At 72.5% G+C, this 21,597-nt stretch carries 18 protein-coding genes and 1 tRNA gene; 14 read left to right on the top strand and 5 right to left on the bottom strand.

Going from position 1 to position 21,597, the window contains the following annotated elements:
* Nucleotides 1–85: 85 nt before the first annotated feature.
* From OP86_RS24325 to OP86_RS24300, 6 genes are all read left to right on the top strand, one after another.
* Nucleotides 86–730 carry a class I SAM-dependent methyltransferase gene (locus OP86_RS24325; protein WP_033333181.1) on the top strand — a complete coding sequence of 215 codons (645 nt, stop codon included), beginning with the start codon at nucleotides 86–88 and terminating at the stop codon, nucleotides 728–730.
* The gene (locus OP86_RS24320) at nucleotides 727–1,305 is read left to right on the top strand and encodes a TrmH family RNA methyltransferase (RefSeq protein ID WP_030062103.1); all 579 of its coding nucleotides are present in this window, start codon (nucleotides 727–729) and stop codon (nucleotides 1,303–1,305) included. Before OP86_RS24325 ends, OP86_RS24320 begins: the two co-directional genes overlap by 4 nt.
* A gap of 110 nt (nucleotides 1,306–1,415) precedes the next feature.
* On the top strand, nucleotides 1,416–2,309 hold the full coding sequence (locus OP86_RS24315; RefSeq protein ID WP_030062102.1) for an ABC transporter ATP-binding protein: 894 nt from the start codon (nucleotides 1,416–1,418) through the stop codon (nucleotides 2,307–2,309).
* A gap of 8 nt (nucleotides 2,310–2,317) precedes the next feature.
* Nucleotides 2,318–3,409 (top strand): ABC transporter permease, encoded by a 1,092-nt coding sequence (locus OP86_RS36865; protein ID WP_157849826.1) that lies wholly within the window; start codon nucleotides 2,318–2,320, stop codon nucleotides 3,407–3,409.
* Nucleotides 3,410–3,422: 13 nt separating this feature from the next.
* Entirely contained in the window at nucleotides 3,423–4,178 is a 756-nt protein-coding gene (locus tag OP86_RS24305; protein WP_030062099.1) for an ABC transporter ATP-binding protein, read from the top strand.
* Nucleotides 4,175–6,157, top strand: coding sequence for an FtsX-like permease family protein (locus OP86_RS24300; protein WP_030259323.1), 1,983 nt, complete (start codon nucleotides 4,175–4,177; stop codon nucleotides 6,155–6,157). The genes OP86_RS24305 and OP86_RS24300 overlap by 4 nt, the downstream gene beginning before the upstream one ends.
* A gap of 41 nt (nucleotides 6,158–6,198) precedes the next feature.
* On the opposite strand, the gene OP86_RS24295 is transcribed toward OP86_RS24300, so the two are convergent.
* On the bottom strand, nucleotides 6,199–7,239 hold the full coding sequence (locus OP86_RS24295; protein ID WP_030062095.1) for a LuxR C-terminal-related transcriptional regulator: 1,041 nt from the start codon (nucleotides 7,237–7,239) through the stop codon (nucleotides 6,199–6,201).
* A 491-nt stretch (nucleotides 7,240–7,730) separates the two neighbouring features.
* Here OP86_RS24295 and OP86_RS24290 point away from each other — a divergent pair, with 491 nt between their 5' ends.
* A complete protein-coding gene (locus OP86_RS24290) occupies nucleotides 7,731–8,840 on the top strand; it encodes a ferredoxin--NADP reductase (protein WP_030259320.1) in 1,110 nt (369 codons plus the stop codon).
* 175 nt (nucleotides 8,841–9,015) lie between these two features.
* Here the strand turns inward: OP86_RS24290 and OP86_RS24285 are convergent, their stop codons facing one another.
* A complete protein-coding gene (locus OP86_RS24285) occupies nucleotides 9,016–10,290 on the bottom strand; it encodes an MFS transporter (protein WP_033333178.1) in 1,275 nt (424 codons plus the stop codon).
* 472 nt (nucleotides 10,291–10,762) lie between these two features.
* Between OP86_RS24285 and OP86_RS24280 the strand changes: the two genes are divergently transcribed.
* From OP86_RS24280 to OP86_RS24255, 6 genes are all read left to right on the top strand, one after another.
* Nucleotides 10,763–11,464: an iron-containing redox enzyme family protein gene (locus tag OP86_RS24280; protein WP_199815219.1), complete on the top strand. Its 702-nt coding sequence runs from the start codon at nucleotides 10,763–10,765 to the stop codon at nucleotides 11,462–11,464.
* An 86-nt stretch (nucleotides 11,465–11,550) separates the two neighbouring features.
* Nucleotides 11,551–12,807 (top strand): ATP-grasp domain-containing protein, encoded by a 1,257-nt coding sequence (locus OP86_RS33865; RefSeq protein WP_051830499.1) that lies wholly within the window; start codon nucleotides 11,551–11,553, stop codon nucleotides 12,805–12,807.
* On the top strand, nucleotides 12,800–14,038 hold the full coding sequence (locus OP86_RS24270; protein ID WP_051830497.1) for an ATP-grasp domain-containing protein: 1,239 nt from the start codon (nucleotides 12,800–12,802) through the stop codon (nucleotides 14,036–14,038). Before OP86_RS33865 ends, OP86_RS24270 begins: the two co-directional genes overlap by 8 nt.
* A gap of 26 nt (nucleotides 14,039–14,064) precedes the next feature.
* On the top strand, nucleotides 14,065–15,402 hold the full coding sequence (locus OP86_RS24265; RefSeq protein ID WP_063832449.1) for a hypothetical protein: 1,338 nt from the start codon (nucleotides 14,065–14,067) through the stop codon (nucleotides 15,400–15,402).
* A 152-nt stretch (nucleotides 15,403–15,554) separates the two neighbouring features.
* Nucleotides 15,555–16,799 carry an ATP-grasp domain-containing protein gene (locus OP86_RS24260; protein ID WP_030259312.1) on the top strand — a complete coding sequence of 415 codons (1,245 nt, stop codon included), beginning with the start codon at nucleotides 15,555–15,557 and terminating at the stop codon, nucleotides 16,797–16,799.
* 3 nt (nucleotides 16,800–16,802) lie between these two features.
* Nucleotides 16,803–18,311, top strand: a complete 1,509-nt coding sequence (locus OP86_RS24255; RefSeq protein WP_051830495.1) for an ABC transporter substrate-binding protein — start codon at nucleotides 16,803–16,805, stop codon at nucleotides 18,309–18,311.
* 25 nt (nucleotides 18,312–18,336) lie between these two features.
* On the opposite strand, the gene OP86_RS24250 is transcribed toward OP86_RS24255, so the two are convergent.
* Nucleotides 18,337–19,314 (bottom strand): ArsR/SmtB family transcription factor, encoded by a 978-nt coding sequence (locus OP86_RS24250; RefSeq protein ID WP_030259307.1) that lies wholly within the window; start codon nucleotides 19,312–19,314, stop codon nucleotides 18,337–18,339.
* 81 nt (nucleotides 19,315–19,395) lie between these two features.
* On the opposite strand from OP86_RS24250, the gene OP86_RS24245 reads away from it, so the two are divergent.
* Complete coding sequence (locus OP86_RS24245; protein ID WP_063832448.1) at nucleotides 19,396–20,682, top strand: MFS transporter; 1,287 nt, start codon at nucleotides 19,396–19,398, stop codon at nucleotides 20,680–20,682.
* 63 nt (nucleotides 20,683–20,745) lie between these two features.
* On the opposite strand, the gene OP86_RS24240 is transcribed toward OP86_RS24245, so the two are convergent.
* Both OP86_RS24240 and leuE read right to left on the bottom strand, forming a co-directional pair.
* Nucleotides 20,746–20,819: transfer RNA gene (locus OP86_RS24240), tRNA-Thr, on the bottom strand.
* Nucleotides 20,820–20,900: 81 nt separating this feature from the next.
* Nucleotides 20,901–21,551, bottom strand: coding sequence for a leucine efflux protein LeuE (gene leuE / locus OP86_RS24235; protein WP_030062080.1), 651 nt, complete (start codon nucleotides 21,549–21,551; stop codon nucleotides 20,901–20,903).
* Between the last annotated feature and the right edge of the window lie 46 nt (nucleotides 21,552–21,597).

Raw genomic sequence — 21,597 nt, 5'->3', positions numbered from 1 at the left:
CACCGGGGGTACGATCGGTGCCGTACAAAGGGCTTACCCACACCCACCCGGTGGCCCCGAGGCCCTTACGAACGACGGGGAAATCATGTCCGGCTCGCACTACTTCAGCGGTGCACCCGAGGTCGCCAGCGAGCGTCGGCCGATCACGGTCTCCCTGCCGGACGTCACCCTGGAACTCACCACCGACACCGGGGTGTTCTCCCGCGGCCGGCTCGACCCGGGCACCCGGATCCTGCTGGAGCACGCCCCGCAGCCGCGGGTGCGCGGCCCGATCCTGGACGTCGGCTGCGGCTACGGCCCGATCGCGCTCACCTGGGCGACCCGGCGCAGGCGCCTGCCGGTCTGGGCGGTGGACGTCAACGAGCGCGCCCTGGAGCTGGTGCGGCTGAACGCCGAGGCGCTGCGGCTGGGCAACGTCCAGGCGGCGCTGCCCGAGGACGTGCCGGAGGACGTCCGGTTCGCGACGATCTACTCCAACCCGCCGATCCGGATCGGCAAGGCGGCGCTGCGCCGGCTGCTGACGCACTGGCTCGGCCGGCTGACCCCGGACGGCTCGGCGTTCCTGGTGGTGCAGAAGCACCTGGGCTCGGACTCGCTGCAGAAGTGGCTGAACGACCAGGGCTACCCGACGACCCGGGTCACCTCGGTCAACGGATTCCGGATTCTGGAAGCACGGCCCCGCCCCGAGGCGGGCGAGGGCTCGGAGAATGGACGAGGTACGACGTCGTGAAGCAGCTGCGCGGGACCGAACTGAAGCGTCTGCACCGCTCGTGGCGGCGCAGCAACGAGTTCCGGCTCGCGATGATCCTGGAGAACCTGCAGTCGCCGTTCAACGTCGGCTCGGTGGTCCGGACCGGTGCGGCGATGGGCGCCGAGAAGCTGTACCTGATCGGGGACACCCCGTCGGTGCGCTCCTCCGGCGCACAGAAGGCCGCGATGGGCACCGACAAGTACCTGAAGGTGGAGCACTTCCCGACCGTCGCCGAGGCGGTCGCGGCGGCCAAGGCGGACGGCTTCAAGGTGGTCGGCCTGGAGCTGGCCGACGAGGCGGTGCCGATGTTCGCCGCCGAACTGACCCCGGCGGTGGCCTTCGTGCTCGGCCACGAGGACCGCGGGATCACGCCCGAGGCGCTGGCGCTCTGCGACCAGGTGGTGTTCGTACCGCAGTTGGGCCGGGTCGGCTCGCTGAACGTGTCGGCGGCCGCGACGGTGGCCTGCTACGAGGCGCGCCGCCAGGGGTACGCGATCAGCGGCACCCCGGACGGCGACCTCGCCGACGGCGACTTCGGGGCCGACGAGGACTGAACCGCGCGTGCCGAAAGGCCTACCCCGCCCGCCGTTTCCGTCCGGAAACGGCGCGCATATCTGCCGAACGGCAGATGTGGGAGCGGCTCCCACCCGGAAGCATTCCGTGCGTGACCGAACTCCGGATCCTCGACCTGACCAAGGAGTACCGCGGCGGCAGGCGCGCGGTGGACTCCTTCTCGCTGACGCTGCGGCCCGGCGTGCTCGGCCTGCTCGGTGCCAACGGCGCCGGCAAGTCGAGCCTGATGCGCATCCTGGCCACGGTCACCCGGCCCACCTCGGGGCAGGTGCTGTGGGAGGGCGTGGACATTGCCCGCCGCCCCGGGCCGCTGCGCCGCGCGGTCGGGTACCTGCCACAGGACTTCGGCGTCTACCCGCAGCTCACGGCCCGTGAGTTCCTCGCCTACCTGGCCGCCGCCAAGGGGTTGCGGCGGCGTGCCGCGAAGGCCCGGATCGAGGAACTGCTCGCCCTGGTCAACCTGTCGGGGGCGGGCGGGCAGCGGCTCGGCGCGATGTCCGGCGGGATGCGCCAACGGGTCGGCATCGCCCAGGCACTGCTCAACGACCCGGCGCTGCTGATCGTGGACGAGCCGACGGTCGGGCTGGATCCGGAGGAGCGGCTGCGCTTCGGCAGCCTGCTGAGCGGGCTCGGCGCGGACCGGATCGTCGTCCTGTCCACGCACATCGTCCCGGACGTCGCGGCCACCGCCGACCGGATCGCCGTCATGGGCGGCGGGCGGCTGCTGCACCACGGCACCCCCGAGGAGTTGCTGCGCACGGCCGAGGGCGCGGTCTGGGAGCTGACCGTCGAGGCCGGGCAACTCGCCTCCCTGCGTTCGAGGTTCCTGCTCGGCGGCACCACCCGCACGCCGCGGGGCGTCCGGGTGCGGGTGCTGTCCGGGCAGCGGCCCGCACCGGAGGCCCAGCCCGTCACACCCCGGTTGGACGACGCGTACCTGCTGCTCACCGCGCCCGCCACGGCCGAGCGGGTGGCGGCATGGTGACGCGCATCATGGTGACGCGCATCGGGGCGCTCGCCCTGGCCGACTTCCGGGAGCGCCGGCGGCGGCCCGGCTACCTGGTCGTGCTGCTGGGCACGCTCGCCCTCGGGCTGCTGGCCGCACCGGTCGGCGACTCCCGCTGGGAGGTGTTCCAGGTGACCGACCTGCACGGCCGCTACACCAGCGGGTACGTGGGGACGGTGACGGCGCTCGGCGGCGCGGTCTGGCTCTCGCTGGCGGGCTTCGGCATCGCGCGCGGGGCGGTCCCCCGGGACGAGCAGAGCGGCGTCGGGCAGCTGCTCGCCGCCACCCCGCTCGGCCGGATCGCCTATCTGGCGGGCAAGTTCGGCAGCAACCTGCTGCTGTTCGGCTCGATGCTGCTCGCCCTGGCCGGGACGGCGCTCGGGGTGCAGCTGGTCAAGGGCGACTCGGGCCGGGTGGACGTGGTGCGGCTGCTGCTGCCGTACGTCCTGATCACGCTGCCGCTGCTGGCGGTGGTGGCCGCCTGCGCGGTGCTCTTCGACACCCTGCCGGGGCTGCGCGGCGGGGTGGGGGCGATGGTCTGGTTCGTGGTCTGGCTGGTCCTGGTGCTGGGCGCGCAGACGAGCGGCGGGCTGGACCTGCTGGGCATGCGGCGGATCACCGCGTCGATCCGGGAGGTGCTCGCGGCGGGCGGACGCCCGGTGGACGGCGTGGAGTTCGGGGCTGGCGGTGGTGGCCGGGTCGGTGGTCCGGCTGCTCGGTGCCGGGGAGCCCCGGGCGGCGGCGGGCGCCCTGGCCGGGGCGCCGCTGATCCCCACCCTGGCCATGCTCTGCGGCACCGTCACGCGCGGCCCCCGGCTGTTCCAGACCGTCTACCCGCTGCTCTGGTACGGGATGATCAACCACGTCGCCGGGCTGGACTTCCTCGGTGTCACCGGTGGCCGCGCCCCGGCCCCGGCGGCGGTCGCCGGCCTCGCCGCCGCCCTGGCGCTGGGCGCGCTCACCGTGGACGCGATACGCCACGCCACCCGCTGAGCCGCCGGGCCGGTAAGAACCCCGCGCTCGCCAGTGGCGCCAATCCGCCACTCTCCGCCGACCTGGCAGGGCCGCTGACCTGGTAGGAAGTTGATCATCATGAATGACAACGATGTAGTGCGCCTGGAACAGGTCACCCGCTCCTACGGAGCCGGCCCGAACACCGTCACCGCCCTGGACGCGGTCACCATCGGGTTCGCCCGCGGCAGCTTCACCGCCGTGATGGGCCCCTCCGGCTCCGGCAAGAGCACCCTGCTCCAGTGCGCCGCCGGGCTCGACCTCCCCGACTCCGGCACCGTCGTCGTCGACGGCGTCGACCTCGGCGGCCTCGACGAGACCGCCCTGACCAAACTGCGTCGCGAGCGCCTGGGCTTCGTCTTCCAGGCCTTCAACCTGCTGGGTGCCCTGACCGCCGAGCAGAACGTCGGCCTGCCACTGCGGCTGGCCGGCCGTAGACCCGACCCGGCCCGGGTCCGGGCCGCGCTGGCCCAGGTGGGCCTGGGTGAGCGGACCGGCCACCTGCCCTCGCAGATGTCCGGCGGCCAGCAGCAGCGGGTGGCGATCGCCCGCGCGCTGATCTCCGCCCCCCAGGTGCTCTTCGCGGACGAGCCCACCGGCGCCCTGGACAGCTCCAGCAGCCGCGAGGTGCTCACCCTGCTCCGCTCCCTGGTCGACGAGCAGGGCCAGAGCACCATCATGGTCACCCACGACCCGGTGGCCGCCTCCTACGCCGACACCGTGCTCTTCCTCGCCGACGGCCGGGTCGTCGACCGGCTGGCCGACCCCGACCCGCAGACCGTCGCCGGGCGGATGGCCGCGCTGGAAGACGTCCGTACAGGCGGTGGCCCCCGATGAACGGCTTCCGGTTGCTGCTCCCGGTCGCCGCCGTCTCGATGCGGCGGCGGTGGCCGGCCTTCGTCGGCTCCTTCGTCGCGCTCGCCCTCGGCGTCGCGGTGATGTCCGCCGCCGGCGTGCTGCTCAACACCACGATGGGCGAGGACTCGCTGCCCGGCGCGCCCTCGCTGCACAAGCTGGTGGGCTTCATGGCCGCGATGGCCGGCTTCGTCTCGGTGTTCGTGGTCTCCTCGACCTTCGCCTTCGCCGTCGCCCAGCGCCGCCAGGAGACGGCGATGCTGCGTGCCGTCGGCGCGACCCCGCGCCAGGTGCGCGCCCTGGTCCTCGGCGAGGCCCTGGTGGTGGCGCTGGCCGCCGCGGTCTCGGGCTGCGCGATGGGCCTGCTCGTCGCCCCGGCGATCGCGGCCTGGCTGGTCGACCGGGGTGCGGCGCCGAGCGGCTTCCGCGCCGAGCCCGCCCCGCTGCCGCTGCTGCTCGCCGCCTCGGGCGGCCTGGTGGTCGCCCTGGTCGGCGCCTACGCGGCGTCCCGCCGGGCCGGCCGGGTGCGGCCGGTGGAGGCGCTCAACGAGGTCGCCGTCGACAAGAAGGTGATGCCGGTCGCCCGCTGGGTGGCCGCGGTCCTCTTCCTCGGCGTCTTCGGCTACACCCTGTGGACCTTCATCTCGATGCCCGCGTCGATGCTGGCCGACCCGCAGTCCCGCGACCCGGAGACCACCCCGCAGTGGGCCCTGCTCTTCGACGTGATGGCGGTGCTCGCCGTCGTGCTGATCGCCCCGGTGCTGGTGCCTCCGCTGGTGCGGCTGTTCACCGTGCTCGTCCCGCTGCTGCCCGGCGCCGCCGGGCTGATCGCCCGGCAGAACGCCCTCGCCGCGATCCGCCGCACCGTCTCCACGGCCACACCGGTCTTCCTGGTGATCGGCCTGGCCGGCTCGGTGGTCGGCGGCACGGTGGCCTTCGCCGACGCGATGGCCGCCCAGGGCCGCGCCGCCCTCAAGGCCGGGTACGTGATCGAGCCCTCCGACGGCCGGGCCGTGCCCGCCGACGCCCTGCGCGGCCTGGCCGCCCTGCCGGACGCCCGGCTGACCACCGCGGCGACCGTACGGTTCGACGGCCTGGCCACCCCGGACCAGCAGCCCGCCCCCGGTCGCCCGACCGACCTGCCGATCCCGGAGGACGGTCTGGCCGTCGACGGCGACCTGCGGACGGCCTGGAACCTCACCGCCGAGGCCGGCTCCCTGGAGGACCTGCACGGCAGGACGGTCGCGGTCTCCGGCGACATGGCGCGGGTCTTCGGCTGGCACGTCGGCGACACCCTGAACGCCCGGTTCGCGGACGGCACCCAGGTGCAGCTGCGGCTGGTCGCCCAGGTCCGCCACCTGCTGCCGCACCTGCCGGAGATCGTCGTCCCGCGCGAGGCCGTCCCCGGCCCAAGCGCCGTCTCGGTCGCCTACCTGGGCACCGGGGCGAGCCCCGAGCAGGTCACGGCCGCGCTGGGCGGCAGCGCGGCCCGGGCCACCGCGGGCGCGGAGTGGATCGGGGCGCACAACGACCGGACCACGAGGAACGGCTGGATCGCGATGCTCGCGATCCTCGGCCCGGCACTGCTGTACGCGCTGATCGCGATCGTCAACACGATGATGATGTCCACCGGGGACCGGCTGCGGGACTTCGCCACCCTGCGGCTGACCGGCGGCACCCGCCGCCAGGTGCTGCGGGTGGTCGCGGTCGAGACGCTGCTGGTGGTCGCCACCGCGGCGGCCCTCGGACTGGTCGTCACCCTGGTGACCCAGTACGCGACGGTCCTGCTGATCGAGAACCGCATCCTCGACACCGCCCGGTCCACCGCCTTCGACCTGCCCTGGGGGGCCCTGGCCGGAGCCACCGCGGTCTGCCTGGTCCTCGCCATGGTCGCGAGCCTCGTCCCGGCCCGGCTGGCGCTGCGGATCCGCCCGCTCGACCTCGCGAGCGGCCGGCAGTAGCCGCGGACGGGCGCCCCCACCGGGAGGGCGCCCGGCAGGCCCTACCGGGCCGGCACTTCCTGGGCGAGCGTCGGGCCGAGTGCCGGGCCGAGTGCCGGGCCGGCCAGGTCGGACGGCCCGAGCAGGTCCAGCTGGGCGGCCCGCACACCCGCGGCGAAGCGGGTGTCCGCCCGCAGTTGCAGCATCAGGTCGGCGACCTTCCGGCTCATCGTGCGCTGCGAGACGCCGAGCGCCCGGGCGATCCTCTTGTCGTTGTCGCCGGCCGCCAGCATCCGCGCGATGGCGAGCTGTTCGTCCGTCAACTGCAGCCGGGAGGCGTCCGGTTTGACCGCGTCGTAGCGCCGCGAGTCGCGCCAGACCTGGTCGAAGAGGGCTGCGGCGGAGTGCACCAGCGGCGCACCGCGCAGCACCACCATGCCCTGCTCGGGGTCGTCCGGGTCGAGCGGCATCACGGCCATGTCGCGGTCGGCGATCACCATGTGCATCGGTACGACCGGGGTGAGCCGCAGTTCGACACCGATGTCCGCGAGCTGGTCGCACCCGGCGGAGGACTCGGTCGAGGAGCCCAGCCGCAGCTGGTTCAGCCGACGCACGCGGATGCCGCGCTCGATCAGCTTCCGGTCCGCGTTGAGCGTGTGCCGCAGGTCCAGCGGTGTCGGGACCGGCCCCGGATGCATCGCCGACACCGTCTCCCGTGCGGTGCCGGCCAGTTCGCTCATCGCCGCGGCCATCTCGCTGTGCCGCGTGACGACGCCGACGTGGATGTCGGGCTGGACCACCGCGGGCCTGGGGCCGTAGGCGTCGATCAGCGACTGGACGGCCTCCCGCAGCCGCTGGGTCTCCTCACCCCGGTCGACGTCGAACTCCTGACGGACGCCACGCTCCTGACCGGCACCGGACTCCTGACGCACATCGGACTCCCGGTACGCGCCGGACTCCCGGTACCCGTCGGACTCCCGCCGGGCAGCGGGAATCCGGTACCCGCCGGGCGCGCCGACCAGCGCGGCCTCCGACGCCAGCCGACAGCCGGAATCCCGTAGGAATACGTCGGTTTCGGATTCCCGGCGGATCAGTGGGTCCATCGGCACGATCTTTCTGCTCCCCCCGATGATCCAGTCCAGATCGCCATGCTGATGTTCCATCTGCAAACCCCTGTCAGGCGGGATTCCCCGTATTGCCCCGGCCAGGCGCGATGATGGCATGAACCGGCCACGGCCGCCACGCCCGAAGCATTGTCGACGCGCGGAGAGCCGCTCGAATCACACCCGTTCGCGCTCCTTCCTCGCAGCTCAGCGGGCGAAAACGGGCACAAAGCGGATGAACCGCAGGCGTGGCGTGGTTACGCCACTGTCCTATTCGGGCCGATTTCCGGCTCGCTATGCTGCGACGGTGCTGCCTAAGCTGACGAGGGCCCATGCACTGCGGACCTCGCCGGTCCGCTGATCGGGCTTGGTCAGGGGGGGTCGTCGCGATGGATTCGGCTTGATCGCGCTTTGGCGGATCCGTGACGCCCGGACCGGTGATTCGTCGTGCGCTGTTTTTCAAATGACGGGGAAAGAGGTGGCAAACCGTCATGACGGTGGGCGTGACGACGGACGGCGCGACGCCGTCCACCGGCCGGCGGACCGGCCGGCACTGGCTGCGGGTGCGCTCGGCGCAGCGGCTGACCGAGGACGCGGTGGCGATCGTGCTGGACGTGCCGCCGCCGCTGGCGGGGCACTTCGCCCACCGACCGGGCCAGCATGTGACCGTCCGCCACCGGATCGGCGGCGTCGAGCTGCGCCGCAGCTACTCGGTCTGCCCGCCGCCGGACGATGCCACCGCGCTGCGCCTGGTGGTCAAGCGGCTGGGGCCCGGCGGCTTCGGTGAGTACGCCACCACCGCGCTCGCCGCCGGCGACCTGCTGGAGGTCTCGCCGCCGGCCGGCGACTTCCGCCTGGCCGAGGAGCCCGGCGCCCACCACGTGCTGGTCGCGGGCGGCAGCGGGATCACCCCGCTGCTCGCCATGGCGGCCGCCGCGCTGCGCTCCGACCCGGCCTGCCGGGTCTCACTGGTCTACGCCAACCGCAGCGCCGCTTCGGTGCTGCTGGCCGAGGAGCTGGCCGGGCTCGCGCAGGCCCATCCCGACCGGTTCCGCGTGCTGCACGTCCTCTCCCGGGAGAGCGGCCCGGCGGCGCCGCCGCTCTCCGGGCGGATCGACGCGGCGCGGGTGCCCGTCCTGCTTCGGCTGCTCGGTGTCGAGCCCGAGCAGCGCCCGTGCTTCTACCTCTGCGGCCCGCTCGGGCTGGTGGAGTCGGTGGGCCGGGGCCTCGCCGACTGGGGGGCCGCCGAGGAGCAGGTGCGCTTCGAACTCTTCGCCGCCGCGCCCGCGGCCGATCCGAACGCCCGGCCCGCGGCTCCGGCGGGGGCGCGGATCAGTGTGCGGCTCTACGGCCGGACCACCGAGCTCACCATGGAGCCCGAGGACGAGACGGTGCTGGACACCCTGTTGCGGGCCCTGCCGGAGACGCCCTACTCCTGCCGCGAGGGGCTGTGCGGGGTCTGCCGGACCAAGGTGGTGGCCGGCTCGGTCCGCCTGCGGCGCCAGTACGCGCTCTCCGAGAAGGCCCTGGCGGCCGGCTACACCCTGCCCTGCAGCGCGGTACCCGAGTCGGCCGAGGTCGGGCTCGACTTCGACGCCTGACCGGCCTGCGCCCGCCCAGCTGACCGCCCACCCGCCCCGCCACAACGCCTGACCGGCCTGCGACGACGACTGACCGCCCACCCCGCCACGACGCCTGACCGGCCGGCGCACGACGGCGGCCGGCCGGTCAGCTGGGCGGACGAGCGGGCGAGCAGGCGGGCGGGTGCCCCGGAGGTCAGACGGAGACGGCGGCCGCCTCGGCCTCCGGCTCCTCCTCCGGGCGGGTGGGCAGCTCCCGCATGGTCCGGATCGGGGAGAGCAGGACCGGCAGGACGGCGAGCAGTTCGCCGGTCACACCGACCCACATGGCGGGCCGGACGCCGATGGTCTGTCCGAGCACACCGCCGAGCATGGCGCCGATCGGCATCGAGCCCCAGACCATGAAGCGGATGGTCGCGTTCATCCGGCCCAGCAGGTGCTTGGGCGTGGCCAGCTGACGGAAGCTGACCTGGGTGATGTTGAAGATGATCAGCGTGATCCAGCCCAGCCCGTGCAGCACCAGGGCCAGGCCCAGCCGCCAGTCGGCCTGGTAGAGCGGCAGCGCGAGGAACCAGCAGACGCTGCTGGCGATCATGCACATCCACACCGAGCGCCCCTGGCCGAGGCGGGCGACGACCCGCTCGGTGAGCATCGCGCCGGCGATGCCACCCAGCGCGGCGGCGCTGAAGACGAGGCTGACCCAGAACGCCGCCAGGTGCAGCTGGTCGACCAGCAGCACGGTCAGCATGGCGATCCCGACGGTGCCGAACAGGTTGGAGATCGCCGCCGTCATCGCGATCGGCCGCAGGATCCGGTGGCCGAAGACGAAGCGCAGGCCCTCGGCGATCTCGCTGCGCAGCCGGCTGTCCGGGCGGGGCTCGGGCTTGGTGTCGGGGGTGCGGATCCGGCCGAGGTAGAACGCCGAGCCCAGGAAGCTGAGGGCGTCCAGGCCGATCGCGGCCGGGCCGCTGATCAGCTGGATCAAGGCGCCGCCCAGGCCGGGCCCGCCCACCTGGGCGACGTTGCGCGTGGTCTCCAGCTTGGCGTTGCCCTCGATCAGCTGCTCGTCGTCGACCAGGCCGGGCAGCAGGCTCTGGTAGGACACGTCGAAGAACAGGGTCAGCACCGAGGTGCCGAAGGTGACGACGTAGAGCTGGGCCAGGGTCAGGCAGTCGAACCAGGCGGCCACCGGGACGGAGCCGAGGAGCACGGCCCGGCCGACGTCGCCCACGATCATCACCCGGCGCAGCCGCATCCGGTCGACCCAGGCCCCGGCCGGCAGGCCGAACAGCAGGAAGGCCAGGTACTGGAACATGACCAGCAGGCCGACCTGGAAGGGATTCGCGTGCACGACGCGGAGGGCGACGTAGGGCAGGGCCAGGAGAGTTATCGACGATCCGAACTGGCTGATCGAATCGCCGATCCAGAGTCGTCGGAAGTCGGCATGATGGAAAAGGCTGGTCTTAGGCATTCGGGGATGGTCCGTGATTTCCGCCGGAAATGTCAACGGCGCCGTTTTTCCGGCCGCCCGGCGCAACGTTGAGTAGTGGCCGGGTGACCGGGTGGTGGACTGGCCGGGGCTGGCATCGATTCGCCAGCTGGCGCATTTACGCCAGGCCCGCCGGAGACAACACGCCATTGCGTAGTCGAGCTGCGGAAATGAGTGCATAGCCATGTCAGAGGTGACATGAACCGGCTCTCGACTTGGGATGGTTTCGGCCACCCTAGCCGGATCTGGGTGCTCGGCGAGCGTCACCCGACCTGCTCACTCAGCGTGGCGAGTATTGCGGGAGTGTTTCGTTGACAGGCTCCCGGAGGTGGCGCAGGATCGGTTTTCGGCTCACGGGGGGCCTGCCGTTTGAATTGTTCGGATCCTGCTGTCCCGGGCATCGGCCCGGCGTTTCTCCCGAGAGCATTCCAAGGGTCAGTAAATGGGAGAAAACGTGGCAGTGGAAAAGCTGGATCGTGACCGCCTCGAAGCCCTGGCTGCCGAGCAGATGGAGAAGCAGTTCCAGCGCGTGCCGAAGATGCGCGAGCTGCACGCCGGCGAGTGGACCGACCGTGACTTCTACGTCCGGCACATCACCGAGACCGTGCTGCGCATCCGCCTGAACAACGAGGTCGACACGTACGCCCTGTTCAAGGTCGGCTCCAAGAACGACGCGCTGGCCGCCAAGCTCGCGCAGTACCTGGCCGAGGAGTTCGGCCACGAGGGCATGTTCACCCGCGACCTGGTCCGCTTCGGCCTGACCAGCGAGCAGCTGGAGGCCACCGACGTCTTCCCGGCGACCAAGAAGCTGATGGGCTACCTGCGCCTGGAGGCCGACACCCGCGGGCCGGCGCCGACCACCGTCTGGGACTGGCTGGTCGAGTGGTACTCGGACCGCTACAACCCGATCATCACGGCCAAGGCGACCGAGGAGTTCGGCACCGAGTTCACCCAGGGCACCCGCACCCACATCGAGTTCGACGACTCGCACGACCACGACGAGCTGATGTTCCGCACGGTGGCCCAGGCCGTCGAGTCGTTCGGCACCCCCGAGGCCGCCTACAACGACCTGGCGACCTTCGTCGAGCTGATCGGCGACTACTTCGCCGAGCTGTACGAGGCGACCGTCGGCAGCAAGCAGCCGGTCGGCGCCTGACGACCCGCCGCCGGGGCGCGGCACGACCGTGCCGCGCCCCGGCACCGGTTCCCACCAGTACTACCACCAACGGGGGTTGACCCGGCATGTCCCACACTCCGCGCCTGCCACGCGGGCGGGTCCTGATCGTCGAGCCGTGCTCCTCGGGCCTGCTCCTGCTCGGTGAGGCCCACCGTCTCGGCTTCGAGGTCGTGGTGGCCACCGCCGACCGCGACGACCGGTACGTGCCGGACGACCACCGGGAGTTCGTCCACGAGCTGCTCGTGGTGGACACCAACGACGAGGTCGCGCTGACCCAGGCCGTCACCGAACTGCACCGGCAGCGGCCGCTGGTGGGCATCGTGCCCGGTTTCGAGTTCTACGTGGACGTGGTCGCCCGGATCGCGCACTGGCTGGACCTGCCCGGCCTGCCGGCGCGCTCCGCCACCTCGCTGCGCAACAAGCGGCTGATGCGCGACGACGCCGGTGCCGCGGGCCTGCGGGTGCCGCGGTACGCCGAACTGCCCGACGAGGCGGCCGTCCCCGCCGTCGCCGCGCACGTCGGCTTCCCCGCCGTGGTCAAGCCGGTCGACGCCGCCGGCAGCAGCAACGTCAGCCGCGTCGACACGTCCGAGGAACTGCTGGCGGCCTACCGCCGGATCCGTGAGGACGCCCGGACCGACCTCGGCCGGGCCTCCGGTGCGGTGCTGGTCGAGGAGTACCTCGACGGCCCCGAGGTGAGCGTGGAGGGCTACGTCCTCGACGGCGAGCCGGTGTTCCTCGCGGTGACCACCAAGATGCTCGGTGCGGAGCCGTACTTCGTGGAGCTCGGCCAGGTCATGCCGAGCGACCTCGACGACAGCGCCCGGATCGCCGTGGAGACGTACGTCGCCGGGGTCTGTGCGGCGCTCGGCCTGACCATGGGCCCCTTCCATTGCGAGCTGCGGCTGCCGGCGGGCGAGCCGGTCCTGATCGAGGTCGCCGCCCGGCTGGCCGGTCACCGTATCCCGCACCTGCTGCAGCTGGTCACCGGCACCTCGCTGGTCCGGGTCATGCTGGCCGCCTACACCGGTCTGTGCCCCGAGGAGCTGGAGGCCTTCGGTGCCCCCGCCGCGAAGTACGTGGGGATCGCCTGCCTCACCGCGCCCGGGTCGATGACCTCCTACCGCGAGGCCCGGGGCGTGGCGGAACTGCGCGCCCGGGAGGACGTGCTGGAGCTGGACATCGCCATCCCGGCCGGCGAGGAGATCCCCCCGGCCGAGGACTTCCGCTGCTTCGTCGGCCACGTGGTCTACCAGGCCGATTCGTACGAGCAAGCCCTGAACCGCTGGCACGGGTACCGCGACGAGGTGTGTTTTGTCTGACCGATCGATCCCCCAGTACCTGGTCGTCAACCGCTTCGACGACGAGTTCGGCGAGTACCACCGGTTCGTGGAGCCGGGCAGCTGCCGCCTCGCCTACCTGACGCTGCCCTGCGGGCTGCCGGTGCTGGACGGGGAGAGCGCGCTGGAGATCGTCGTGGTCGACGACCTCGGCCTGGACACCCTGCTGCCGCACGCCCGCCGGCTCGCCGAGCAGTACGGCGGCTTCGACGCGGTCGTGGGCCCGTCCGAGTACGACGTGCAGGTCACCGCCGAACTGCGGGTGGCCCTGGGAGTCCCGGGCTGGACGCCGGAGTTCGTGACGGCGTTCCGCGACAAGCTGCCGATGAAGCGGCGCCTGGCCGACGCCGGCCTGCGGGTGCCGAGGTTCGCCCAGCTGACCGAGGAGAGCAGCGCCGAGCAGCTGGCGGCCGAGATCGGCCTCCCGGTGATCCTCAAGCCGCGCTCCGGCTGGTCGGCGCGCGGGGTGCGGAAGATCGCCGACACCGCGGAGCTCGCCCTGGCACTGGCCGAGGTGGACCCGGCCGAGTTCGAGTGCGAGGAGTACGTCGAGGGCCGGATCCTGCACGTGGACGGCATCCGCCGGGACGGCAGGTTCGGCTTCGTCAGCGCCTCGGCCTACCTCAACACCTGCCTGGACTTCACCGTCGGCGAGCCGCTGGGATCGGTCCTGCTGACCCCGGGCGAGCACCTGGAGCGGGTGACCGGCTTCGCCGCCGACTGCCTCGACGCGCTCGGCCTGGACAACGGCCCCTTCCACCTGGAGCTCTTCGACACCCCGCAGGGCGAACTGGTCTTCCTGGAGGTCGGCCTGCGCCCGGGCGGCGCCGAGGTGCCGTTCGTGCACCGCGACCTGTTCGGCATCGACCTCTACCGCGAAGCCTTCCGGGTCACCGTGGGCCTGCCGTCCGCGCCGGAGGACCGCCCGCTGGAGCCGTACACCGGCAGCGGCGGCTGGGTGAGCGTGCCCGAGCCGCGCCCGCTGCCCTGCCGGGTCGCCGCCACCACCTCGATGCTCGCCGCGGTGCCCGAGGTGTACGCCGAGGTCCTGCCGCCCGTCGGCACGGTCTTCGACGGCAACGGCGGATACGAGCACATCGGTGGCCGCTTCCGGCTGCGCGGCACCGACCACGAGAGCGTGCGCCTGGCCGCGCTGCGGGTCATGGACGAGTACCGGGTCGTCGTGACCGCGGACTCCGAACAGAACGGCTGAGCACGATGGACAACGGAGTCGAGACCATGACCGACCAGGTCACCAGCGCCTACAACGCGGCCGCCGGGGCACCGGGCAGCGACCTGCGCCACGTCATGGACGCGGTCCGGGCCAACCCCGGGATCCCGACCTGGAAGCGCCCCTACCCGCCGCGCCCGATCTTCGTCGAGGAGCGCCGGGTCCGGGCCTTCGCGGACGACCTGATGCGGATGCTCGACCTGCTCACCTCGCTGCCCGAGCGGCTCTTCGACGGCGACCTCGACCGGTTCTGCGACGCGATCGGCGTGCACGGCGACCGCCGCCGGCTGATGCAGCGCCACGCCGCCGACCGTCCGGTGCACTTCGGGCGCGCCGACGTCTACGACGACGGCGCCGCCTTCAAGCTGCTGGAGTTCGGCATCGGCAGCGACCTCGGCGGCTGGTGCTGGGCGGGCGAGGTGCCGCGCGCACTGCTGGAGGTCGAGCCGTTCGCCGCCTTCGCACAGGAGCACGGCCTGGGCTACGTGCACACCGGCCACGAGACGGTGCGCACCATCAGGGAGTTCGCCGCGGAGTTCACCGGCGGCCGCGAGCCGATGGTGGCGCTGATCGAGGCCCCCGGCGGCCTGGGCGACTTCGGCGGCATCTGGCACAACTTCCACCGGGTGATGCGCAGCCTCGGCCTCGACTTCCACCTCGGCGAGCTCACCGACATCGAGGAGCGGGACGGCGCGCTCCACCTCGACGGCCGCCGGATCGACGTCGTGTGGCGCGCCTTCGACACCGACCAGCTGCTGGAGAGCCCCGAGCACCAGGCGCTCGCCGAGCCGGTCTTCCGCGCCTACGAGCAGGGCCAGGTGCTGCTGTGGACGACCCTGCAGACCAACCTGTTCGGTGAGAAGGCCTGCATGGCCCTGCTCTCCGACCCGCGCTGGAGCGGGAAGTTCAGCGCGCAGGAGCGCGAGCTCATCGACCGGGTACTGCCCTGGACCCGCTCGCTGCAGGGCGGCGAGGCGCTCGACGACACCGAACTCGCCGACCGCATCCGCACCCGCCGCGCGAGCCTGGTACTCAAGCCGAACAACCTGTACGGCGGGCACGGTGTGGTCGCCGGCTGGGAGGTCGACGACGAGCAGTGGTGGCAGGCGGTGACCGAGGGCGCCGCGGGCGGCTGCGTGGTGCAGGAGCGGGTGGTGCCCAAGACCGAGCTGATGGTCGACCCGGCGGACGGCGCCCTGCGCCCCTGGCAGACCCTCTGGGGCGTCTTCTACCAGCCCGACGGGTACGCCGGGGCGCACGCGCGGATGATCCCCGCCGAGTCCAGCGCCATCATCGGCTTCCGCTGCATGGACCGGATCCACACCGGCAGCGTCTTCCACTTCTAGGCCCGCCCGGGCCGCGGGGCCGTCCGGGGGTGCACGACGCCCGGACTGTCCGGGCCGCGGGGCCGTCCCGGTGCACGACGCCCGGACGGCCCCGCGGCCGAACACACCGCACGACACCGCACGACACCGCGACTCTCGAAGGGAACGAGCAGATGAGTCGGCCGGGGGACCACGGCTACCGCCACGTGATCATCATGAACCGCTGGAAGGACTGCTACGCGGACTACGCGAGCTACCTCGACCACGAGCGGGTGAAGGTCACCTACATCACCAGCCGGGCCGGCCTCGGCTCGGTGCCGGCCGCCGCCACCGAGACCGTCACGCTGGCGGACATCGAGGACCTCGACGCGCTGCGCGCCGCGGTGGCCGGACTGGCCGAGCGCCACGGCCGGCCCGATCTGCTGATCACGCTCAAGGAGGAGGACCTCGCCAACGCCGCGGTCATCCGCGCCGAGTGGGGCCTGCCCGGGCAGACCACCGAGGAGGTGCGGACCTTCCGCGACAAGGCGGTCATGGTCGGCCGCATCCAGGCCGCGGGCCTGCCCGCCCCCGCCTTCCGCACGGTCGCCGACGCCGCCGAGGTGGTCGAGTTCGCCGCCGAACACGGCTGGGAGCTCATCGTCAAGCCGCGCTCGGGCAGCGCCAGCGTCGGCGTGGTCAGGGTCGACGCGCCGCAGGACCTGGCGGCGATCGACTTCACCCGCGGCAACCTGATGGTGCAGGTGCGCAACCCGCACCCGGTGCACCACATCGACGGCGTCTTCGACGGCGAGAAGCTGGCCGTCTGGCGCGGCTCGCGCTACCTCAACACCTGCTTCGACTTCAACCAGGGCACCTTCCTCGGCTCGGTCGAGCGCGACGACCCGCTGCTGCACCAGGTCATCGGCGACTGCACCGAGCAGTTCATGCGGGCGCTGACCGACAAGCCGATCCCCTTCCACCTGGAGCTGTTCCTGGAGGAGGGGCCGAACGGGCCGACCTGCAGCTTCCTGGAGGTCGGCGGCCGGGTCGGCGGCTCGGAGACGCCGTTCCTCTGGCGCGAGGTCCACGGGTACGACCTCATGGAGGCCGCCTTCCGCATCCAGCTGGGGCTGCCGCTGCCGGAGCCGGTGGACTGGAGCCACGAGGACTGCGCGGGCTGGCTGTTGCTGCCGGCGCCCTCCGGCCGGGTCACCGACGTGGTGTCGATGACCGGTCGCACGCCCGGCCCGTACACCGAGCGGCTGCTCGCGGTCGGCGACGTGCTCCCGGCCACGGCCGGCTACGAGCACGTGGGCGCCAGGTTCCGCTTCCGGGCCGGGACCTCCGCCGAGGTCCACGAGGCGATCATGGCGACCTACCGGGACTTCCGGATCACCGCCGAGCCGGTGGAGACCTGCGAGCCGGTGGAGAACTGACCCGTGTTCGAAGCCGAGATCCGGCTCTACAACTACGACCAGGCCCCCGCCGCCCCGCTCTTCCCGGGGGACCCGGGCGAGCACTGCGGTGCGAGGATCGTCCAGCTGCTGGGCGAGGGCCTGGTCGGCTACGACCCGCAGAGCGGCGCCCCCCACCTGGAGGCGGCCGAGTCGGTCACCACGGCCGACTCCCGCTCCTTCACCGTCACGCTCAAGCCCGGCCGGACCTTCCACGACGGGACACCGGTGCTGGCCAGGCACTACGTCGACGCCTGGAACCACACGGCGTACGGGCCCAACGGACTCCCGGGCGCCGTCTGGTTCGAGAAGGTGCTCGGCTACCCCGAGGTGCACCCGGCGCAGGGCCGGCCGAGCGCCGAACGGCTGGCCGGGCTGCGGATCCTGGACGAGCTGCGGTTCGAGGTGGAGCTCGCCGAGCCCTTCGCGACCTTCCCGCTCGCCCTGGGCCTGGTGGCCTACTTCCCGCTCCCGGACGCCTACTTCGCCGACCCGGAGGGCTTCCGGCGGCAGCCGGTCGGCAACGGCCCGTACCGCTTCGCCGGTGCGGAGTCCGGAACCGACTACCGGCTGACCGCCTGGCCGGAGCACCGCGGTACCCACCCGCCGCGCATCCGGGGCCTGCGGCTCACCGCGTACCCCACCCGCGAGCAGGCCTACCAGGCCCTGCTCAACGGCGAGTTGGACTACCTGGACGCGCTGCCGCACGCACTGCTGGCCGACGGCCGGTGCGAACGGGAGCTGGCCGGGCGCCTGGTCGGCCGGGACGGCCTGATGCTCCAGTCCCTCGCCTTCCCCGGCCACCTGCCCGGCTACGGCCACCCGGACCTGCGCCGGGCCGTCTCCCTGGCGATCGACCGGCCCCGCGTGATCGGGGCGGCCCTGGCCGGCCGCCAGCGGCCGGCCGACGGCTGGGCCGTCCCGCAGGTGTCCGGCTACCTGCCGGACCAGGCCGGCGGCTGGTGCACCTTCGACCCGGAGCGGGCCCGCACGCACCTCGCCCGCTCGGGCTTCACCGGGCCGCTGGAGATCCACTCTCCGGTCAGTGCCCGCGACTGGCTCCGCGAGCTCGCCGACTGCGTCACGGAGGTCCTCGGCATCGAGTGCACCCTACGGCTGTACGACCGGACCGGCGACTACTACGACGCGGTCGGAGGCCGCACCGTGACCGGCGCCTTCCGGGCCGACTGGGGCGCCGACTACCCGGCGCTGGAGAACTTCCTGCGGCCGCAGTTCCACTCCACCGGCGCCTTCAACGACACCGGGTACGCCCGCCCGGAGTTCGACGCACTACTGGACGCGGCCGACACCGCCCCGAGCCAGGCCGAGGCGGCCACGCTCTACCAGCGGGCCGAACGGCTGCTGGCCGAGGACCTGCCGCACGTCCCGCTCTGGCAGGAGTGGGCCTGCGCCGGCTACTCGGCCCGGCTGACGGACGTCCGGATGACCACCCACGGCTACCTGGACCTCACCTCGGTCGGCGTCCTCGGCTGACCCGCCACCCCCTGCTGGTGTGTCCTCACGGGCGATCCATCAGGGCGACCCCGAGATCACTGACGGTGTAGTTCACCTCGTGCCGGTAGCGGTGGCTGGTCACCAGGCCCGCCGACCGGAGCACCGTCAGGTGCTGGGAGACCGCGCCCAGGCTCAGTCCGGTGCGGGCCGCCAGCTGGGTGGTGGTGCTGGGCGAGCTGGTGTAGGCGAGGATGGCGGCCCGGCTGCGCCCCAGCAGCTTGTCCAGTTCCCTGGTGCTGCCCGCCCGCCGCTCCCACAGGGTGCCGACCGCACGGGCGGGATAGATGGCGACGGGCGGCGCGGCCGGGCTGTTGGTCAACAGGACACAGCGGTCGGCGAAGACGCTGGGCACCATCGGCAGCCCGCGGCCGGCCAGGTCGATCACCGTGTCCAGGCCGTCGTCCGAGACCAGCCGGTCGCCCGACCAGCGCACCGTCGGGTGCAGCCGGTCGACCAGCAACTGCACCCCGCCGCTGGAGAACTGGCGGGTCCGGTAGGCGATGTCCGCCTCCAGGACGGCCCGCATCCGCGGCCAGTGCGGCCGGATCGCCGCGTGCCACCAGGCCCGTACGGCGTCCGCCAGCATCGGCAGCGAACGCTCCGGGTCGGCGGCCAGCAGGCGTCCGAACGAGGCGGGCGCGCACCGGTCGGCGGGCGGCGTGAGCTCGGCCAGCACCCGCTCGGCGGGGGTGGCGAGCACCACGGCCAGCTCCTCCTCGATCTCGCCGAGGGAGCACCCGGGAGGGGGCGTCAGGAAGTCCGGCAGGCAGCTGCCCGCTCCGATCAGCGAGCGCAGCGGGGCCGTCCGGCCGGCCAGCTCCGGCTCCAGGGAGAGCGGCCGGACCTCCCGCAGCCAGGGCAGGTGCACCAGGTGCCGGCCCGGGTCGGCCAGCGCCCACAGGCTCGCGATGGTCTCCCAGAGCGGCGAGACGGCGAACCTGATCCGCGCCACGTCGCTGACGTCGAACCGGACCTCACTCATCGGGCTCCCCCTGGGCCTCGGAGTTTTCGCCCACGCTAAAACACTCGTCGGTGCGATCGCCAGCTGCTGGAGTGGAGCACCATGACAGCAGCCCGCTCAAGCGCCCGCTCAAGCCTGTTCCGGCACAGGGACTTCCGCCGCCTCTGGGCCGGTGACACGGTCAGCCAGATCGGCGCGGGCGTGACCCTGGTCGCGCTGCCGCTGGTGGCGATCAAGACCCTGCACGCTTCGCCGTTCCAGGCGAGCCTGCTGGTCGTCTTCGAATACCTCGCCGCACTGCTGATCGGCCTGCCAGTCGGCGCATGGGTGGACCGGATGCGCCAGCGGCGGGTGATGCTGGTCGGCGACGCCTGCCGCGCCCTGCTGCTCGCCTCGATCCCCCTGGCGGCCTGGCTGGACGTGCTGACACTGGGCCAGCTGTACGTGGTGGCGTTCGGCATGTCGGTGGGCACCGCCTTCTTCGACACGGCCTTCCAGAGCTACCTGCCGCACCTGGTCGACGACGAGCAACTGGTCGAGGGCAACGTCAAGTTGGAGACCACCCGGAACGTCGTCCAGGTGGGCGGCCCCGGCGTCGGCGGCGCGATCGTGGCAGCCGTCACCGCACCGATGGCACTCGTCGTCAACGCGGCCACCTTCGTCCTCTCCTTCCTCTCCCTCGCCCGGATCCGCCGCCCCGACGTACGGCCGCAGACCGGCGAGGACGCCAACCTGCGGGCGGAGATCGCCGAGGGCCTGCGCTTCGTCTTCGGCCACCGCCTGCTGCGCGCCATCACCATCAGCTCCGCACTCTCCAACATGTGCGGCACGATCGGCGCCTCGATGCTGCTCGTCCTGCTGGCCGACCGGCTCCACCTCTCCTCCCTCCTCTGCGGCCTGGTCTTCAGCATCGAAGCAATCGGCGGCCTGCTCGGAGCGCTCTGCGTCGAACGGATCACCGCCAAGCTGGGCCAGGGCCGGGCGATGTGGCTCTCGATGACCGTGAGCAGCGTCCTGTGGCTGCTGGCCCTGCCGATGTACCAGGCCGACGGCCGCTTCGCGGTGGCCCTGCTGCTCAACGGCCTGGGCTGGGTCAGCTTCATGACCTACAAGATCACCGGGGTCGCCTTCCGCCAGCGGATCTGCCCCAAGCCCCTGCTCGGCCGGATGACCGCCACCTTCAGGTTCGTCGTCTGGGGCCTCATGCCCGTCGGCGCCCTCATCGGCGGCCTCCTCGGCCAGGCCCTCGGCCCCCGCCAGGCCATGTGGGTCGGCGTCCTCGGCGAACTCCTCGCCGTCCTCCCCGTCCTCCTCTCCCCCCTCCGCACCATGCGCGACCTCCCCACCACCCCGACCCTCACCACCCCCACCCCCGTCCCGACCCCCTGACCCACCCCCGCCCGAAAACGCCAAAGGCCCAGGTCATCAACCGAATGACCTGGGCCTTTACTGAGCCGCCTGCGGGATTCGAACCCGCGACCTACGCATTACGAGTGCGTTGCTCTGGCCAACTGAGCTAAGGCGGCACCGTTGCCGTCTGTGGCGGCAACGCGGGCCAGTCTACACAGGTTCGCGGGTGATCCGTACCCGGATACCCGGGGGGCGGGTCAGGCGGAGGAGACGGCGAGTTTGGCCGCGAAGCCGGCGAAGAGGACGGCGACGCCGCTGGTGAGGGTGGCGGAGAGGCGCTTGCGGCGGCGGAAGGCGGTGGCGAGGGTGGTGCCCGCGAAGATCAGCAGGGAGAGGTAGAGCAGGCTGAAGGTCTGCAGGATGCCGCCGAGGAGGGCGAAGGAGAGGACGGGCTGCCCGTAGGAGGGGTCGACGAACTGGGTGAAGAAGGAGAGCAGGAAGAGGATGGCCTTCGGGTTGAGGAGGCTGACGACCAGGGCGCGGCGGAAGGGGTTCTCGGCGGTCTCGGGGGCCGGTTCGGCGGTGGGGTCGGCCTCGGCCCGGCGTTCGAGCCAGAGCTGTCGGGCGGCGCGGAGCATGCCGTAGCCGATCCAGAGCAGGTAGGCGGCGCCGCCGAACTTGACCACCGCGAAGACGGCCGGGTTGGCCTTCAGCAGGGAGGCCGCGCCCAGCGAGGTGAGGCTGATCAGGGTGAGGTCGCCGACGAAGACGCCGGCCGCGGCCCGGTAGCCGGTCCGGATGCCCTTGCGGGCTGCGACGGACAGCACGTACAGGGAGTTGGGGCCGGGCAGCAGGATGATGACGAGGGCGCCGAGGACGTAGGTCGCCAGGTCGTTGACTCCGAGCACGATGCGCTCCGGTGCAGGGAAGGGTGGCAGGGGGCGCTCATCGTAA

Origin of the sequence: Streptomyces novaecaesareae (assembly GCF_000716875.1) — a bacterium.
Lineage (GTDB): Bacteria > Actinomycetota > Actinomycetes > Streptomycetales > Streptomycetaceae > Kitasatospora > Kitasatospora novaecaesareae.
Note: the sequence above shows the minus strand (reverse complement) of the source record. Positions and strands in the feature narration are given on the sequence as shown.

Coding starts and splice junctions, on each gene's coding strand:
- OP86_RS24295 (WP_030062095.1), bottom strand. CDS start 7,239: ATGGACCCACTGATCCGCCGGGAATCCGAAACCGACGTATTCCTACGG.
- OP86_RS24290 (WP_030259320.1), top strand. CDS start 7,731: ATGACGGTGGGCGTGACGACGGACGGCGCGACGCCGTCCACCGGCCGG.
- OP86_RS24265 (WP_063832449.1), top strand. CDS start 14,065: ATGACCGACCAGGTCACCAGCGCCTACAACGCGGCCGCCGGGGCACCG.
- OP86_RS24325 (WP_033333181.1), top strand. CDS start 86: ATGTCCGGCTCGCACTACTTCAGCGGTGCACCCGAGGTCGCCAGCGAG.
- OP86_RS24250 (WP_030259307.1), bottom strand. CDS start 19,314: ATGAGTGAGGTCCGGTTCGACGTCAGCGACGTGGCGCGGATCAGGTTC.
- OP86_RS24260 (WP_030259312.1), top strand. CDS start 15,555: ATGAGTCGGCCGGGGGACCACGGCTACCGCCACGTGATCATCATGAAC.
- OP86_RS24245 (WP_063832448.1), top strand. CDS start 19,396: ATGACAGCAGCCCGCTCAAGCGCCCGCTCAAGCCTGTTCCGGCACAGG.
- OP86_RS24305 (WP_030062099.1), top strand. CDS start 3,423: ATGAATGACAACGATGTAGTGCGCCTGGAACAGGTCACCCGCTCCTAC.
- OP86_RS24285 (WP_033333178.1), bottom strand. CDS start 10,290: ATGCCTAAGACCAGCCTTTTCCATCATGCCGACTTCCGACGACTCTGG.
- OP86_RS36865 (WP_157849826.1), top strand. CDS start 2,318: ATGGTGACGCGCATCGGGGCGCTCGCCCTGGCCGACTTCCGGGAGCGC.
- OP86_RS33865 (WP_051830499.1), top strand. CDS start 11,551: ATGTCCCACACTCCGCGCCTGCCACGCGGGCGGGTCCTGATCGTCGAG.
- OP86_RS24300 (WP_030259323.1), top strand. CDS start 4,175: ATGAACGGCTTCCGGTTGCTGCTCCCGGTCGCCGCCGTCTCGATGCGG.